The sequence below is a fragment of the Sporosarcina saromensis genome (assembly GCF_054901285.1).
Genome location: NZ_CM142738.1, coordinates 3,236,699 through 3,252,948, shown reverse-complemented (window position 1 = coordinate 3,252,948; position 16,250 = coordinate 3,236,699). Strand labels below are relative to the sequence as shown.

Here is a 16,250-nt window from a genome sequence, read left to right as displayed (position 1 = left end):
TTTACTCTCACAATGCACTCAAAAAAAGAAGGACGTCGCAACCCGTCCTTCCGTTTTCTACAAAAGCTCAAACACAACTATTCGAAAATATCCCTAACTTCTCAATCCGTCCAACCGCTTCTTTTATCCGCTCTTCGCTCGCCAACAAACCAACGCGAACGTATCCTTCACCGTGTTTCCCGAAACCATGACCTGGTGCAACGACGACACCTGCTTTTTCAAGTAAAATATCGGCAAACGTCTCACTTGTATAGCCTTCTGGAACGGGAAGCCAAGCGAAGAAGGAAGCTTTCGGTGCATCGACTGCCCATCCGATCCGTCTGCATTCATCAATTAACATATTCCGTCGTCCTTCATATAATGCGGTCAACTCTTTCACGCATGTCTGGTCTTCGGCTAACGCTGCAATGGCCGCATGTTGAATAGCAGGGAAGATACTGATGAATAAATAATTTTGGATTTGATTAATCGCTTCGATCATTTCCGCATTGCCCACTGCGAATGCAACACGCCAGCCGGCCATGTTATACGTTTTGGACAATGTATACATTTCAATGCCAACTTCTTTTGCTCCTTCAGCTTGTAAGAAACTAACCGGTTTTTGACCGTCAAATCCAATACCACCGTACGCCATATCATGGAGGACGAAAATCGCATTTTCTTTGGCAAAAGAGACTGTTTCGTTAAAAAACGGTATGGTTGCCACCGCGCTCGTCGGGTTGTTCGGGTAATTCAGATACATCATTTTTGCCTGTCTTCGAGTTTCATCTGACAAGGAGTTGAAATTCGGTAAGAAACCATTCTGTTCAAGAAGGGGCATCGTCTCATAGCGGATATTCGCCAAGCTGACGCCTGATAAATAATCCGGATATCCGGGATCTGGTAATAAGAGCAGCTCCCCTTCATTCATCATTGCGAGTGGCAATTCCACGAGCCCGATTTTGGAACCACCGATGATGGCAACTTCTGTATCAGGATCTACTTCGACGTTATATTCCCGTTTGTAGAAATCTGCCACAGCTTGTCTAAATTGTGGAATCCCTTTAAACGGTGAATAGCCATGGGTATCTGGGCGCTCGGCTGCTTGTTGTAGTGCTGTAATGATATGCGGGGGTGTCGGTTGGTCTGGATTACCTCTGCCAAGATTAATAATGTCCATTCCTGCTGCTTTGGCAGCCTCTACTTTCTTTACTAATGTAGAAAAGAAATGGGGTGGCATGTTCTTCACACGGTTCGAAATCAACATGTAATAACCTCTTTTTCGTATTTTTTGAACTTGTCTGACTAGGTGTTGCTTTCATTCTACTATATGCTTCATAGTAAACTCAACATGAACATGAGCTCGACAAAAAAGCTGCTAATCCTTTAACAGTCAAGGATAGCAGCTTATGATTATTTTTGATTCATGACAAAAGTCAATAATGAAATCCAATGTTCGGCGTCTTGTTTTACTAATGTATAGCTTGCTGATTTGCGTTTTAACCGTTTATCAAGATTGGAGTAAAACCGGACAATGCGATAAGGCTTTTTCTCATCATCAAGCAGTACTTTCATTTCCAACGTTGCCACTTTACGATAAATGACCTTTCGGATTAAGGTGGACTTGTTCGTAATGATTTGCTCGACGGATTGACCAAGTTCCTCAATTCTTTCGATCGTTTTTGGTGCTTCATTCACGACAGTTTGTTGCCTTGTCCCGTTTTCAAACAATTCAACAGCTAATAGTTGTTGGTATGTATACGATTTAACCGTATAAGGCATATGTAAATACGCTTTTGTAAGCGGTTTTCCATCACTTGTTTCGGGTTCCCAAAAGTAAATGCGGCGATTTTTTTCATCCACAGCTATTTTGGACAATAAATCATAGGAGACAAATGCGTGTGATTCGTTGTAATTGGGTGAAGTAGGTTTAAATGAATTCAAATAATCGAGCTGTTTCTGCTTCACTTTTTGTTCTGCTCTAATTGACAAATTCAAGAACAATACACCGAACCCAAAGAACAGCGCAAAGAAAGTGAAGCCAGGAATGATGGCATCCGTATTTAACAAGTAGACTAACAAGCCAATTCCTATTATTGGTGCAAGACACCCAAATCGTATATACCAATTGGATTGCGCGGAAGGCAAGAAGAATCCCTCTTTTCAAAAATGGTTTGTGTACACTAGCTATCATATCGAACTATTTAATCCGTGACAACATTGAGAAAGCTGCCAATTTACCGAAGTTACGATAGTTGGCAGCTAAGCAATGAAAGACCGTTGTTAAATTGTGACTCCATCAATTTCTTCTGTCAATTCTACGAGTTGGTCAATCAAATCACCGATATACGCGATTGTATCTTTCAATGGTTGTTCAGTCGTAATATCGACACCAGCCATTTTTGACAGTTCAGCAGGCGGTTTCGTCCCACCAGCTTGTAACACTTTTAACCAATCTTCAACAGCAGGTTGTCCTTCAGATAGGATTCGCTTGGAAACTTGTGTTGAAATGGTTAAGCCTGCACTATACGTATACGGATACAAGCCCATATAGTAATGAGGTTGGCGCATCCAAGTTAACTCTGCACCTTCATTGATTTTGACATCATCGCCCCAGAACTCTTCTAATACGCCACGTTTCAAATTGTTCAAGACGTTTGCATTCACGCTACCGCCTGCATCAATACGCTCGTATACTTTTCTTTGGTACGCCGCTTCCAATAAATGCGTTACAAAGTTGTGGTAATACGTACGTGCTACAATTGATGAAATGACCCAACGCTTGAATTTCGGATCGTCTGAATTTGATAACAAATGGTTGGCAACAAGCATTTCATTCATCGTAGATGGTGCTTCTATGAAGTAAGTGGACGGTCGTGAATTAAAATAGTTTTGGTGTTGATGCGCATTGTAAAAATGTCCAGCATGTCCAAGTTCATGAGCAAGTACAAATACATCTTCCATACTACCTGTCCAAGAGATTAATATATACGGATGGGTTCCATATGGGCTTGAACAGAAAGCACCCGTTGATTTCCCAACGTTTTGTGCAAAATCCGTCCAACGTTCATCATACGAGCGGTTCACCATGTCCATATAGTCGTCACCCATGATGGCAAGGGATTCTTTAATGTATTTCTTTGATTCTTCAATTGTAATTTTAGGCTCGTAATTCGGATCTAACGGCACTTTTAAATCTGAAAAAGTCATTTCATCCAGACGATGGACTTTTTGAAGGAGCTTCGCGTATTTACGCATATGTGGTGCGAGCTCATTCATGATCAAATCAATTTGGCGGTCATACATGGATCGGTCGACTTCTTGATTGAACAAAAGGGAGTCAAACACTGTATCATAACCACGTAGATCTGAAATGGTCTTTTCTTTTTGCAATTGCATATCATACGTCTTCGCTTGTGTATGTTGGTACTCTTTCAGCTTCGCATGGAACGCATCATATGCGGCTCTTCGCTTTTCAGTATCAGGTTCTTGTTCCCAGCCACCTTCAAAAGAGATATAGCTGAGTGGGAACTTCTCTCCATGCACTTCAAAATCATCAAATTTCATATCGACTAATTTTGTCGTATCGTATAATCCGTAAGGTGCGTTTAATACCGATGATAGGGCCGCTAACGTACGCTCAACTTCCGGATGTAGTTTATAAGGTTTTTGGCGAATCAATTCTTCCAAGTAATTTTTGTATTCGGCGGATTGTTCCATCGCTTTTTCCAATAACTCAATCGGTAATTCTGAAATCTCACTTGAGAAGAAAGCCAGTTGACTACCCAATTTTGAAGCAATTGAACCGAATTTGCTTGCACGCATTTGTGCTTCATCGTTCGTTTGATCGACGCTGAGTGCCAAGTTCGTATAAGCTCCGATTGGCACCAATTTACCCATAATCGCAGCGTATCCGTCAATCGCTTCGATAACGGAAGAGTCATCCGTCATGTTGCCTTTGAAGCGTTCAGCAAAAGCAGCGACTGTAGCTTGTACATCTTTAATCGCTTCGTTATAAGCATCTTCTGTTTTAAATAAATCCTCTAGATTCCATGTTTCTTCAACTGCTACTGCTGAACGTGGTGGTAAGCTTTTAACCATTCTCATCTCTCCCTTATTACGGTATTCGAACTAATTACAGTATATAGTAGTATGCTAGAAAAGGGAAATGAATGTGAACATTCAGGCACTCAATTTTTTCGTGTAGACAACCGGGCAATTTCATCCGCAACGACAAATGCCAAGTCTTCATTTCCAAATAGCTGAAGAACGTCAAGCATTGTTTCATTGTCAATGAACAACTCGTCAACAGAAGCGTCTGCTTCCACAATTTCCTTCAAACGCTCGTTTTGTTGTTGATGAGGATAAGCTGTTTTGTAAAGCGTTTGTGCATCTAACTTGTGATTGTTGCACCATTGTACAAACAAACGAATCATCAGTGTCTCATCTTCTTGATATTTTTGAATAACACGTTCGTCAATATTTTCAAACTTCATTGTTTTCGCCTCCAAGGATAAGCTATGATTCTTAGTATATATGAAAAGGGGGATGAATTTCGTGAATCGTGTCGATGTTGTTTACGTATTGATTGTAAAAGAAGGAAAAGTGCTAATGGTGAAGAATAAGAAGTATACGAATTGGACGTTACCAGGTGGTGGTGTTGAAAAAGGTGAAACGTTGGAGCAAGCTGCCATTCGAGAAGTATGGGAGGAAACGGGATTAACCGTAACGCTCGGAAAGCTTCTTGCTGTCAATGAAACATTCAGACGACAAGAAAATAATCATGTGCTGTTTTTCACTTTTATAGGTGAAGCGACTGAAGGCGAAGTTGCAGTTCAAGACCAGAATGGCATTTTGGAAGCTGCATGGATGGAGTTCGATATTGCGAATAGAGAATTACCTTATTACGAAGGGGGAATTGAAGAACTTTTGAAGTCATCAATTCCTTATTGTTATCAAGGGGTGCAGTAACCTGTGAAATTCCACCGAATGAATGGCGCAGTATGGAAGTTGTGCATATAGATTGATGTAAGACTAAAATTTATATCATCGGAGATACCACAGTTTATCGGAAGGGGGAATGAGTTGGATTATATTAAAGATTTACGAGCAATAGTAGGTAATCGCCCGCTTCTCTTAACTGGCGTAGGCGTAGGTGTGTTTAACTTGAAAGGTGAAATTCTTTTACAGAAAAATGCGGATGGACGTTGGGGAATTCCTGGGGGGTTCATGGAACTAGGTGAATCAGCTGAAGAAACAGGTAGACGGGAAGTTTTTGAAGAGACAGGAATCCACATTGGTGAGTTGAAACTAGTAACCGTCGTATCGGGATCAAAAACACATACAGTCTTAAAAAATGGACACGAGTATTATTCAGTCACCATCATTTATGCAACTACAGACATTCGTGGCGGAGAATTGCGCGCAGATGGGATCGAAACAACAGAAGTCGGATATTTTCCACTGACTAATATGCCTGAAACGCTAAATCCTAGAGTACGGGAGATGATTCTCCAATATGCGATGCGATAGTAAATTAAAGATTGAAGAGCGTATAAGCGAAAGAATGGAGCATACATGGAACCGAGTACAAAACCTTGGTACCATGTGTTTTTTGTATTTTGTCGATTTCCAGCAATTTTTCCACTTCAAACATACTGAAACCTTAGCGAGGCTCGCGGCGCATCACAATACTCCCGTCGCGTCACAACATAACTGGCTCGCATCACAACGTAACCAGCCCGTAACACAACATAACCCGCTCGCGTCGCAACGCTCCGTTCGTAACACAACGTAATGAGCTCGCATCGCAACGTAACGTGCTCGTATCACAACGTAACCTGCTCGTATCACAACGCTCCGTTCGTAACACAACGTAATGAGCTCGCATCGCAACGTAACGTGCTCGTATCACAACGTAACCTGCTCGTATCACAACGCTCCGTTCGTAACACAACGTAATGAGCTCGCATCACAACGTAAGCTGCCCGTATCACAACATAACCCGCTCGCAACGCAACACTCCCACGCGATAACATCACAAAAACCTTCTCTCCAAACAAGAGGGAAGGTTTGCTCACTACACGCTATCCACATTCATGATTTGTTGCTGACAATAAATCGCACGATCCAATCGACATCGAGTGGTCCGTCTACGATTTCATAGTAAAGCTCGGAGTTTTGAATAATCATGTTTTCCGCAATGACAATTGTGAGGCTGTTCCCATCTCGATCTTGGAGCGTAATACGAAGTTCGTCGATATTGTCGTCAGGGTCAATTTCCTCGGGTTTGAGTTTCTGAATCGTATAGTTTTGCAAAAAAACAAGGAGTTCATTCACTTCTTTTTCATCATCTACGACCCATGTTTCTGCTGGTGCGCCGAACATGGGAGGTTTTGAGAAGACGAGTGTATGAAATTCTGAGTGTGTTGTCTCCACGAGTTCACTAAACTTTTTCTGTTGGTACTCATTAAATGATTGGAGCATTGCATATGCTCCTCCAATTAGAAGGGCGGTCAGCAATAGGGCTCGCATTTTCATCCAATCAATCCCTCCTCGTCTGTCGTTTGTATAGTATACGCAGAGAAAATATTGCGGATTAGTACTCATGGTATATATGCGTGTCGATAATGTTTAATGCGTGCGGAGGGATGTTTAGTAGTAGTTTTAGTATGTAATGGATTTTTTCAATACTGCATCTGCAGAGATTTTAGAAGATTAATGTTATACTATTTTTCAAAGGAATGAAAATATGGAGGGGTGAAGAGGATGAAAAAGAATGTTGAGCATGCGATTCAAGATGGGTATGCGGATGATTTTGCTTGGTGTTATGGGTGTGGACGATTAAATGACGAGGGGCATCATTTTCGAACAGGATGGGATGGCGTGAAAACGGTTACATATTATGAGCCATCAGACAAACATACTGCGATTCCTGGATTTGTATATGGTGGTCTAATTGCATCTCTAGTGGACTGTCATGGAACAGGGTCCTGTGCGTTAGCACTTTATCGGAAGAATGGTCATGAACCAGGCGATGAAGCTGATGTACCGCGGTTTGTGACAGCTTCTTTACATGTTGATTACTTAAAACCTACGCCACAAGGGGTTCCATTAAAAGCGGTCGGCACGGTGGAAGAGATTCATCCGAAAAAATGGAAAGTTACAGTAGAAGTGTTTGCAGAAGATGTCGTTTGTGCAAAAGGTGAAGTCGTCGGCGTTGTAATGCCCAAAACGTTTACTGCGAAATGATAACTGAATCAGTACAAATGAAAGTAGTCTTTCTTGCCAATTGTCATATTATCATGTTAGCGAGACTATGTTGGACAAATCATGTGAAAGATACTCATGCAATCCATTGTATGAAGAATTTGGTGGAAGGACGGGAAAAGGAATGATAGGGTTTGCAATTGTCGCGGTCGTCATGTGTGTACCAATTACAGCAATCATTACAGAGCATCAACGAAAAATGTTGAAGATTAAAGCTGATATGCTGAAAGAAGAGTTGGAACTGGAGCGATTGAAGCAGCAGAATTTCATTATGGAAACAGAAAAGTTGAAGCTTGAACTTGAGCAGATGAAGCTGGATTATTCAAGTGGTAAGAATGATCTTATAAAACTTTAAACGAAGGTGTGATGGAGATGTCTGATGGGAATTCGATGCCGCCATACAATGACTTGATTGGAGATATTTTAAAGAGCCATGCAAAAGAAGGGGAAATGGAAAACCTGAAAGGACAAGGAAAGCCATTGCCAAAAGAATACTTTTCGGGTGATACGTATCAACATTTTCAACGAATAGCAAAAGATGCAGGGTATAAACCGCATTGGCTGAAGCTTCAACATGAAATAAGAGATGAATTACATGCGATTTCAAAGTTACAAGCCGAGAACATTGAGGTAGATTTACAAAATCGTGTCATAGGACTAAACCAAAAGATTGACGAGCATAACAAACATTGTCCACCACCTATGCTGAAAGGTCGTGTGACAGTTGAATCCATTGAAAGAGCGAAAGAATTTTGGAAGTGACAGAAAGGCAATGGAATCCAAATATGTGCATACGTCTAGGTTACGTCCTTGCATGCCTTTTTCTACTTTTAACGGCTTGCTCACAACCGTCAACGATGCAAGATGAACAGACGATTCCTACGTTTTCGGAAAGAGAACAAGTGGCACCAATAGCCGATATGCCGGTATCCTACATTGATGAACAATTGGAAAAGATGTCTCTTGATGAGAAAATCGGTCAATTGATCATCGTAGGTATGAAAGGAAAGACATATGATGATGAACTCGATCACCTCATCCGCCACTATCGTGTAGGTGGCATCATTGTCTTAGGGAAGAACGTATCTACACCTACTGGCATTGTCCAGTTACTAAATGAAGCGAAAGTTGCTAACAAAGACTATTCCATTCCTTTATTCCTTTCGGTTGATGAAGAAGGTGGACGTGTATCGCGATTGCCAGCAGGTATGAAAAAACTACCTGCAGCTGCTTCAATTGGACAAAAAGAGGATGAAGCACTCGCTTACAAAAGTGGGGTATACCTTGCCGAGCTGCTCCATGCATTTGGATACAATATAAATTTTGCACCTGTCCTGGATGTGAATAGTAATCCGAAAAATCCAGTCATCGGCGATCGTTCCTATTCGTCAAACCCGCAAATAGTAACACAACATGCACTTTCCGTTCGAAAGGGCATGGTTGATAATGGCGTTATTTCGATTGTGAAACATTTTCCCGGACATGGGGATACACACATTGATTCACATAAATCATTGCCCGTCATCGATAAAAATATCGACGAATTAATTGCAACGGAACTTGTACCATTCCAGCAAGCTATTGCTCAAGAAGTTGATGGCATCATGATTGCACACATCTTGTTTCCTGCACTAGATGCCACAAATCCGTCCTCGTTATCTAAGAATGTCATAACCGATTTTCTCCGTGAAGAACTAGGGTACGACGGCGTTGTGATAACTGATGATTTAACGATGGGCGCAATAACGAATGCGTACACCGTTCCTGAAGCGGGCTTGCAAGCGTTCATTGCTGGAAGTGATCTTTTACTTATTGCTGGGGACTATGCCAATCAAGTCAAAACAATTGAAACTTTAAAAGATGCCGTATTTACACGGACTATTTCTGAAGAACGCATTGACGAAAGTGTAAGAAGGATCTTAGAGCTGAAGCATCGTTACAATTTAGCAGACGACATTGTGGGGCAGATTGACGTAAATGCTTTGAACAAACAAGCGAAAAAAGCGCTACGTTGAATGAAACTTTTGCTATCACCTTCCGTATATAAAGGTAGATAGAGGGGGTTCAGTTCATGGAAAAAACAGGTCTTAAGATATTGGTTCATGCAAGTGCATTTTTTGCACCATGCCTCGTGCCGTTTATATTGTATCTTGTCATTGATGATGTAGAAGTTAAGAGATTATCGATTCAAGCGTTATTGTTTCAATTAGTAATGGGGGCATTGATTTTTATTTCCGCTATTTTAGTCATTTTTCTGATTGGGATTCCGATGCTCATCGTATTTAGTTTGATGACCATTATTGTTCCGATTATCGGCATTGTGAAAGCAGTACAAGATGAACCGTATCAATACCCAATTGTCGGAAGATGGTTTTAAAGCAGTGTAGCAAAGGGGATATTCATGCGAAAATTTCCGATCGTCTTATTATTGATGTTTTTCCTTGCTTCTTCAGCGCATGCATTACAATGGGCATATCCCTTTGTCGTTTGGAATGGGGATGTGTACGAGGTCAAATTGGAAGAGATGATTGAAGAAAGTGAGATCGGCAAAAGGTTAGGAGAAGTGGAGACGAAACCACATGAGATGACTGGTGATCATTACGGGAATGCTTCAAACTATTTTCCAATTGGAACGAACTATTATGAAATAAAAGGAATATCTACATCCACAGCAATTGCTGTTGAGAATAATGAGCAATGGGTGGAGGCTGTTTATGCACATAAAGCTCCATTTCATATTAAAAATATCCTATCTAATGTGTTTTTGATCATCACTGTTGCTGCTCTCTTAATGATTGGTATGGTCTATTATGTTTATCGCAAGAATCGTTCTACTCGTCATGTATAGTGCCGTGTGAAGCCAAGAATCTTACCTTGGTTTCACACGGCTTTTGTATTTGACCTTTACTAAACTACTTCACTCGAAAATTTACAATACTGTCTTCTTTCATTTCAAAAAATACTAGCTCCTTTCTTTGTGAGCTTTACACGATGAGAGCATCCTTTTTCTTCTGAGACCACGAATTTACTCATGTTTGTCCTCGAACTTGTATATGTTGGTATAAGAGAATTTTACGTACTGACTACACTGTGAAAGGGGAGAACGATGAAAGTTAAATTCAGTCTTGTGACGCAGATTTTTATGGCATTTGTTTTAGCGATTATTTTAGGTACATTTTTTGGCAGTTCCATCAATTTCTTAAAGCCTTTTGGCGAGCTGTTTTTACGATTAATTAAATTCATCATTGCACCGCTTATTTTATCGACGTTAGTCGTTGGAGTGGCAAGTACGACAGACCCGAAACAATTGGGAAGAATCGGGTTTAAAACAGTCGTTTACTATTTTGCGACGACTGCTGTGGCAATTGTCATCGGACTTGCAGTTGCATTTGCAATTTCACCAGGAGAAGGGGTATCAGTTTCTTCTGACGGTCTTGTTGCACCTGAAGCGGCAACGAAAGAACCACAGAGCCCAATAACGACACTGTTGCATATTGTCCCTGATAATCCATTCACTTCATTGGCAAATGGGAGTATCCTGCAGATTATTTTCTTTGCTTTATTTCTCGGAATTGGGATTACGTTAGTTGGTGAAAAAGCGCAGCCCGTGTTCAAGTTTTTTGAAGGGTTTGCAGAAGTGATGTATAAAATTACTGCGATTGTCATGAAAGTTGCGCCGATTGGCATTTTAGGCTTACTTGCTCCGGTTGTCGGTCAATATGGCCCATCTGTGTTATTGCCGCTTCTAAAAGTAATTGTTGCAGTGTATGTAGCTTGTTTGTTGCATGCTGTCATTGTGTATTCGACTGCTGTGAAAACATTTGGCAAGATGAGTCCTAAAAAGTTCTTTAAAGGCATTTCACCTGCTGCATTAGTTGCATTTAGTACGGCAAGCAGCGCAGGTACCCTACCTGTTACGATTAAGAACACAAATGAAAACCTTGGTGTACCGAAAAAGATTTCGAGCTTCGTCTTGCCGTTAGGTGCAACAATAAATATGGATGGAACAGCCATCTATCAAGGGGTTGCAGTCATATTCATTGCACAGTTTTATAACTTAGAATTATCATTTCTGCAATTGTTGACGGTTGTCCTCATTACCATTTTAGCTTCCATTGGCACTGCAGGTGTTCCTGGCGCAGGGATGATTATGCTCGCGATGGTGCTCACTTCTGTCAATATGCCACTTGAAGGCATTGCGCTTATAGCAGGTATTGACCGGGTGCTGGATATGATGAGAACGTCTGTAAATGTTGTAGGAGATGCATCAGCAGCTGTTGTTGTAGCAGGTACTGAAACTGTGGAAGAAGAGCAAAGTGTAACGTCATAACGGTAATATTTTGTTTAGAATTTCCTATGGATTAGTAATTTCATTCAAAAGAGTGTAGACAAAGCCATAAATCGACTTTGTCTACACGTTGACTGGAAGAAGATTACTTCATCCGCTAAAGAAGGAACTGTACATAATGAAAAACGTGTTCATTCCATATAAACGGGGGTTGTCCTATACAACTTATGGTCGCATCTACAAATAGCCGAAAGAATGAGATGCTGAAAAGGGCAACGATGATTCTAATCGGCAGTTCATTCATTGCAATTGGTGTAAATGTATTCCTGCTCCCGAACAGTTTGATGGAAGGCGGAGCACTTGGCATTAGCTTATTACTTCATTATTTACAAGAAGTAGAAGTGGGAAAGACTTTCTTGGCAATTAGCGTACCGATCTTCCTCGTCGCTTGGTTTTTGTATCGCCCTTTTTTCTACAATGGATTACATGGAATGCTTTGTTCTTCCTTATTCATCGATTTGTTTCATCCGTTGACAGTACTTGGAGGTTCGATATTTGTTGACCCGATTATTGAAGCGGCTATTGGTGGCTTCATTATAGGGACGGGTGTCGGTCTGATGTTATCAATGGATGTGAGCATTGGTGGCACTGATTTACTTGCGCAAATGATTGCGAATAAGATTTCCATCAATCCAGCGTTCATGATTTTTTTCTTCGACAGTTTTATTGTTGTGACAGGAAGTTATTTATTGAGCGGTATTTCCTTACTCCATTCAATCGTTACGGTACTTTGTGTCGGTTTAGCAGCAAGCTTTATTGCATCAAGGAAAGTTCGCGTTAAAAAATTTTAATCTTTTAGCTAAAGTACTGCTGAAGCAGGAACCTGATCAGCGAAGGATTCTAAAATGATATCGTATTTGTGTAATGAAACAATGCACTCTTGCTAGTCAAATAGTCCTGATTTGGTCATAACTTTGTGAATTCGATCGATAACTGTCCGTATCCAATCGAATAAATTGTGAACTCGATCGATAACTTCGAATTAAACTGACAGCTCACCCACTAATTGGAACATCCTAGACCAATTAGTGCGACGCATGAAAAAACTAAGTTCTTTTACTGGAGCTTAGTTTTTTCGGTTTTGGACTGTTTAAAACCAGTAAAAGAATCGATTACGGTTGAAATGATGGATAGAAATCCAATGCCGAAAATAATCAGATACACCTGATTTGATATATCTTCAGGCGATCGGCCAAAAATTTGCGACAACATGTCTGCTAAAAACGGATGAATGACCAATGGATTTAATAGTAAAATGATGATTAGTGCAATCCAGAAGACATTAATGACTAGATTGCCGAATGCAAGCTTTCGGGTCCAATGGATGGATGAAGCTTTGTAAGAGGAAAGGACAATTTCCAATGTCAATAAAAAAAGTGTGATGGGGAACAGAGTCATTACAGGAATTGAGTCAAAGAGCATCATAGCAATGTCCACCCTTTCGTAATCTGTACAATTGTTTTACCCGGAAATTTTGCGTCATAAAACGAAAACGATAAGAAAGCAAAATTTCTGAGATATCCCCATTGTGCCTACTAATTACGCTATACTATACATATTGTGAAATTTTATTGAAAAGCGTGGGGATTCAATTGGCGTTAACGAAAGAAAAACAAGGCTTTACCAATCCAGTCTATCCAATCATGTTTGCTATCGGTGGTTGTCATTTGCTAAATGATACACTCCAAGCCGTTATTCCTGCGATGTTTCCTGTTTTGGAGGCGGAAAGAGGGCTAACGTTTACGCAGCTTGGGTTCATCTTTTTTGCCTTAAATATGGTTGCTTCCGTTCTCCAGCCAGTCGTTGGTTACTTCAGTGATAAGCGTCCGATGCCCTATGCGTTGCCGATCGGAATGACTTTTTCACTTGTCGGTATGGCAGGTTTGGCAATTGCGCCAAGTTATTGGCTTATCTTACTTTCCGTCATCATTTTAGGGTTCGGGTCAGCCGTCTTCCATCCAGAGGATCCCGGGTTTCATTTTTAGCTGCTGGCAATAAAAGAGGACTATCTCAGTCGATCTACCAAGTAGGCGGTAATACCGGACAAGCATTAGCTCCGTTAATCAGCGCATTTGTGCTTGTTCCACTAGGGCAGAAAGGGGCTGCTGTCTTCATTATCGTTGCTGCAGTCGGAATTGTACTGTTATCTCGAATATCTGCCTGGTATAAACAACAACTTGAACTGGAGAGGCAAAACAATCGAAAAAAAGTATTACTCTCTAGCATTGGAGAATTGACTAAAAGACAGATTACAATCGCTTTGACACTGATCTTGACCATCATCTTTGCGCGTTCATTTTACGTTACAAACGTAACGAGCTTTTACATATTTTATTTGTTGGATGAATACGGATTGAAAATTGCACAAGGTCAATTATTAATCTTTTTATTTATGGCACTAGGAGCTGCAGGGACTTTTTTCGGTGGGCCAATGGCGGATCGGATTGGAAGGAAGAATGTAATCGTTCTATCGCTACTCGTTCCATTACCCCTATGCCTCCTCTTGCCGTATGTATCCCTATGGGCAGTCGGTCCTCTGTTAGCTGCAATTGGATTTTTTATTATGCTCAGTTTCTCCGTGACGGTTATCTACGCACAAGAACTTGTTCCAAGTAAAATTGGAACGATGGCGGGACTCACTGTCGGATTAGCTTTCGGTATGGGTGCGATAGGTGCTGTTGTTATAGGTAGACTGATGGACGTCATCGGGATCTTCCCGACAATGGTGATTGCTTCATTCCTTCCTTTCATTGGTCTCGTCGGACTCATGTTGCCGAAAGACCAAAAAATAACGGTCACCAAGCCAACATCATAAAATGGTTAGTTGGTAGAATGAAATAAATGAATCTAGCTCCGTTTTTATCTCAATCATAAGTTGTCAATTCAACAAATCGTGTGAAATTAAGGCGCGTATAGCCTTGTTCACACGGTTTTTTTAGATAGATTGGCTTATGCACCTTTACAACAAAATCCAAACGGTGTACACTCATTTAGTTACTTAAGTAAATAAAGGAGTGGAAAATGTTGAATCCAATCATTCATGAGCTATTTCAAAAATATCGCCTGTTAACGAAAGAAGTAAATAGTGTACTGAAGAAACATGACTTGTTCGCAGCACAGTGGAGTGTCATTTATTGCATTGATTTACATACTGAAATGACGTTGACGCAAATTTGGAAGTATTTAAATGTCGAAGCCCCAACGATTACACGAACTGTGAATCGATTGGAAGAGATGGGATGGTTAGTAACTCGAGAAGGGAAGGACCGTCGTGAGAAAATTGTACGTCTTTCCGAAGAAGCGATTCATAAGCTTCCTCATATAAAGGAGACAATTATCCAATTCGAAAGTGCTTGCTTAAATCGATTGACTCTGGAAGAGGAAAATCAGCTCATCTTGCTGTTGCGTAAAATAGACGGGAAAGAGGTCCTCGTTCGTGACAAGTAAACCACCAATTTGGACGAAAGCATTTCTTAGTCTGTTTTTAACAAATCTTTCAGTGTTCATCGTATTCTATGGCCTCGTATCGGCGCTACCGTTATATGCAACAGGTGCCCTTCAACGCACAGATGAAGAAGCCGGGTTGCTCATGACAATTTTCCTGCTGTCCGCAATTATTGTCCGTCCATTTACCGGAAAATTACTTGATATGGTCGGAAAAAAGAAATTGTTGTTGTGGGGTTTGTTCTTCTATTTAGTTAGTACGATCCTCTATGTTTTTATAACTCCATTTGAAGGATTACTCTTCTTGCGGTTTTTCCAAGGCATTTGGTTCAGTATTATTACAACGGCAGCTGTATCGATTACGTCGTCTATCGTTCCGCCATCAAGACGAGGGGCTGGGCTTGGGTATTTTGTTATGTCTTCGAACTTAGCAGTTGTTGTTGGTCCTTTTATCGCGCTATACATTATTCAAGCGTATTCTTTTCATATCCTCTTTGTCACAATGAGTGTGCTTATGGTAATTGGAAGTATTCTGTCTTTATTTACACCTCAGACAGAAAAAAACTCAACGGGTGCGGCATTTAAACGTTTGACATGGAGTGATTTGTTTGAAAGAAAGGCACTGCCGATTGCAACTGTGGGCAGTATCGTTTCATTCGCCTATGCAAGTGTGTTGTCCTATTTATCGATCTATGCACAAGGCAAAGACTTGTTGCACCTTGCAAGCACATTTTTTGCTGTGTATGCTGCTGTTATGCTAGGTACAAGACCGTTTACCGGTAAATTATTTGATGAAAAAGGACCTAATTCGATTATAATACCCGGGTTTCTATCGTTCGGTATTGGACTATTCATCCTTGCATTTGTCAACTCGCCAGGGGTGTTTTTACTGGCTGGAGCATTTGTCGGTTTTGGATATGGAGCATTGGTGCCAAGTTTACAAACACTTGCGATTCAATCGACATCGGAACGAAGAAGCGGGTATGCAACGGCTACGTTTTTTACTTTCTTTGATACTGGTTTGGCGATTGGTTCCTATGTGTTAGGCGTTTTGGCGATCCACTTGGGCTACCAGAAGATGTATTTACTATCCTCACTGCTTATTTTTGTTGTGCTTATTTTTTATCGAGCAGTCAATAAAAAGAGCGATTCTTTATTGTAGAAATTATAAACTCCGTAGTAGTTTCTATTGTTTATATGTTATTCAAGA

At 40.8% G+C, this 16,250-nt stretch carries 18 protein-coding genes and 1 pseudogene; 13 read left to right on the top strand and 6 right to left on the bottom strand.

The genetic code is table 11. The features are described 5' to 3' along the window. Positions 1-67 precede the first annotated feature (67 nt). The 4 genes from ACVHUV_RS16570 to yxiS form a co-directional block, all read right to left on the bottom strand. Complete coding sequence (locus ACVHUV_RS16570; protein ID WP_462085342.1) at positions 68-1,246, bottom strand: pyridoxal phosphate-dependent aminotransferase; 1,179 nt, start codon at positions 1,244-1,246, stop codon at positions 68-70. A gap of 146 nt (positions 1,247-1,392) precedes the next feature. Further along, complete coding sequence (locus ACVHUV_RS16565; protein WP_462085341.1) at positions 1,393-2,127, bottom strand: hypothetical protein; 735 nt, start codon at positions 2,125-2,127, stop codon at positions 1,393-1,395. Positions 2,128-2,262: 135 nt separating this feature from the next. After that, positions 2,263-4,080, bottom strand: coding sequence for an oligoendopeptidase F (gene pepF, locus ACVHUV_RS16560; protein WP_462085340.1), 1,818 nt, complete (start codon positions 4,078-4,080; stop codon positions 2,263-2,265). An 89-nt stretch (positions 4,081-4,169) separates the two neighbouring features. Then, positions 4,170-4,475 carry a protein YxiS gene (gene yxiS, locus ACVHUV_RS16555; protein ID WP_317942704.1) on the bottom strand — a complete coding sequence of 102 codons (306 nt, stop codon included), beginning with the start codon at positions 4,473-4,475 and terminating at the stop codon, positions 4,170-4,172. A gap of 61 nt (positions 4,476-4,536) precedes the next feature. Here yxiS and ACVHUV_RS16550 point away from each other — a divergent pair, with 61 nt between their 5' ends. Further along, entirely contained in the window at positions 4,537-4,950 is a 414-nt protein-coding gene (locus ACVHUV_RS16550; protein WP_462085339.1) for an NUDIX hydrolase, read from the top strand. A 114-nt stretch (positions 4,951-5,064) separates the two neighbouring features. Then, complete coding sequence (locus ACVHUV_RS16545; RefSeq protein WP_462085338.1) at positions 5,065-5,511, top strand: NUDIX hydrolase; 447 nt, start codon at positions 5,065-5,067, stop codon at positions 5,509-5,511. Between the two features lie 564 nt (positions 5,512-6,075). Here the strand turns inward: ACVHUV_RS16545 and ACVHUV_RS16540 are convergent. Next, positions 6,076-6,519 (bottom strand): hypothetical protein, encoded by a 444-nt coding sequence (locus tag ACVHUV_RS16540; RefSeq protein WP_462085337.1) that lies wholly within the window; start codon positions 6,517-6,519, stop codon positions 6,076-6,078. 228 nt (positions 6,520-6,747) lie between these two features. On the opposite strand from ACVHUV_RS16540, the gene ACVHUV_RS16535 reads away from it, so the two are divergent. The 8 genes from ACVHUV_RS16535 to ACVHUV_RS16500 all read left to right on the top strand — a co-directional run bounded on the left by ACVHUV_RS16535 (position 6,748) and on the right by ACVHUV_RS16500 (position 12,387). Then, positions 6,748-7,230: a PaaI family thioesterase gene (locus ACVHUV_RS16535; RefSeq protein ID WP_462085336.1), complete on the top strand. Its 483-nt coding sequence runs from the start codon at positions 6,748-6,750 to the stop codon at positions 7,228-7,230. Positions 7,231-7,372: 142 nt separating this feature from the next. Then, positions 7,373-7,603, top strand: a complete 231-nt coding sequence (locus tag ACVHUV_RS16530) for a hypothetical protein (protein ID WP_371389286.1) — start codon at positions 7,373-7,375, stop codon at positions 7,601-7,603. Positions 7,604-7,620: 17 nt separating this feature from the next. Then, positions 7,621-8,010: a DnaJ family domain-containing protein gene (locus ACVHUV_RS16525; protein WP_462085335.1), complete on the top strand. Its 390-nt coding sequence runs from the start codon at positions 7,621-7,623 to the stop codon at positions 8,008-8,010. Then, positions 8,007-9,263 (top strand): beta-N-acetylhexosaminidase, encoded by a 1,257-nt coding sequence (gene nagZ / locus ACVHUV_RS16520; protein ID WP_462086930.1) that lies wholly within the window; start codon positions 8,007-8,009, stop codon positions 9,261-9,263. Before ACVHUV_RS16525 ends, nagZ begins: the two co-directional genes overlap by 4 nt. A 56-nt stretch (positions 9,264-9,319) precedes the next feature. Then, the gene (locus tag ACVHUV_RS16515; protein ID WP_371389288.1) at positions 9,320-9,625 is read left to right on the top strand and encodes a magnetosome magnetite crystal formation protein family; all 306 of its coding nucleotides are present in this window, start codon (positions 9,320-9,322) and stop codon (positions 9,623-9,625) included. A 24-nt stretch (positions 9,626-9,649) separates the two neighbouring features. Further along, positions 9,650-10,096 carry a hypothetical protein gene (locus ACVHUV_RS16510; RefSeq protein ID WP_462085334.1) on the top strand — a complete coding sequence of 149 codons (447 nt, stop codon included), beginning with the start codon at positions 9,650-9,652 and terminating at the stop codon, positions 10,094-10,096. A gap of 258 nt (positions 10,097-10,354) precedes the next feature. After that, complete coding sequence (locus tag ACVHUV_RS16505; RefSeq protein WP_462085333.1) at positions 10,355-11,578, top strand: dicarboxylate/amino acid:cation symporter; 1,224 nt, start codon at positions 10,355-10,357, stop codon at positions 11,576-11,578. A gap of 236 nt (positions 11,579-11,814) precedes the next feature. Further along, positions 11,815-12,387, top strand: coding sequence for a YitT family protein (locus tag ACVHUV_RS16500; RefSeq protein ID WP_462085332.1), 573 nt, complete (start codon positions 11,815-11,817; stop codon positions 12,385-12,387). A gap of 265 nt (positions 12,388-12,652) precedes the next feature. Here the strand turns inward: ACVHUV_RS16500 and ACVHUV_RS16495 are convergent, their stop codons facing one another. Then, entirely contained in the window at positions 12,653-13,021 is a 369-nt protein-coding gene (locus ACVHUV_RS16495; RefSeq protein WP_371389292.1) for a hypothetical protein, read from the bottom strand. Between the two features lie 218 nt (positions 13,022-13,239). Between ACVHUV_RS16495 and ACVHUV_RS16490 the strand changes: the two are divergent. From ACVHUV_RS16490 to ACVHUV_RS16480, 3 genes and pseudogenes are all read left to right on the top strand, one after another. Then, positions 13,240-14,411 (top strand): annotated as a pseudogene (locus tag ACVHUV_RS16490) (MFS transporter). Positions 14,412-14,617: 206 nt separating this feature from the next. Then, the gene (locus ACVHUV_RS16485) at positions 14,618-15,043 is read left to right on the top strand and encodes a MarR family winged helix-turn-helix transcriptional regulator (protein WP_462085331.1); all 426 of its coding nucleotides are present in this window, start codon (positions 14,618-14,620) and stop codon (positions 15,041-15,043) included. Continuing rightward, complete coding sequence (locus ACVHUV_RS16480; RefSeq protein ID WP_462085330.1) at positions 15,033-16,202, top strand: MFS transporter; 1,170 nt, start codon at positions 15,033-15,035, stop codon at positions 16,200-16,202. Before ACVHUV_RS16485 ends, ACVHUV_RS16480 begins: the two co-directional genes overlap by 11 nt. Positions 16,203-16,250 lie beyond the last annotated feature (48 nt).

Excerpts from the sequence above, each read along its gene's own strand:
- ACVHUV_RS16500 (WP_462085332.1), top strand. The coding sequence starts at position 11,815 with ATGATTCTAATCGGCAGTTCATTCATTGCAATTGGTGTAAATGTATTC.
- ACVHUV_RS16515 (WP_371389288.1), top strand. The coding sequence starts at position 9,320 with ATGGAAAAAACAGGTCTTAAGATATTGGTTCATGCAAGTGCATTTTTT.
- ACVHUV_RS16485 (WP_462085331.1), top strand. The coding sequence starts at position 14,618 with ATGTTGAATCCAATCATTCATGAGCTATTTCAAAAATATCGCCTGTTA.
- yxiS (WP_317942704.1), bottom strand. The coding sequence starts at position 4,475 with ATGAAGTTTGAAAATATTGACGAACGTGTTATTCAAAAATATCAAGAA.
- ACVHUV_RS16540 (WP_462085337.1), bottom strand. The coding sequence starts at position 6,519 with ATGAAAATGCGAGCCCTATTGCTGACCGCCCTTCTAATTGGAGGAGCA.
- ACVHUV_RS16505 (WP_462085333.1), top strand. The coding sequence starts at position 10,355 with ATGAAAGTTAAATTCAGTCTTGTGACGCAGATTTTTATGGCATTTGTT.
- ACVHUV_RS16510 (WP_462085334.1), top strand. The coding sequence starts at position 9,650 with ATGCGAAAATTTCCGATCGTCTTATTATTGATGTTTTTCCTTGCTTCT.
- ACVHUV_RS16535 (WP_462085336.1), top strand. The coding sequence starts at position 6,748 with ATGAAAAAGAATGTTGAGCATGCGATTCAAGATGGGTATGCGGATGAT.
- ACVHUV_RS16530 (WP_371389286.1), top strand. The coding sequence starts at position 7,373 with ATGATAGGGTTTGCAATTGTCGCGGTCGTCATGTGTGTACCAATTACA.
- ACVHUV_RS16495 (WP_371389292.1), bottom strand. The coding sequence starts at position 13,021 with ATGATGCTCTTTGACTCAATTCCTGTAATGACTCTGTTCCCCATCACA.
- ACVHUV_RS16570 (WP_462085342.1), bottom strand. The coding sequence starts at position 1,246 with ATGTTGATTTCGAACCGTGTGAAGAACATGCCACCCCATTTCTTTTCT.
- ACVHUV_RS16525 (WP_462085335.1), top strand. The coding sequence starts at position 7,621 with ATGTCTGATGGGAATTCGATGCCGCCATACAATGACTTGATTGGAGAT.
- pepF (WP_462085340.1), bottom strand. The coding sequence starts at position 4,080 with ATGGTTAAAAGCTTACCACCACGTTCAGCAGTAGCAGTTGAAGAAACA.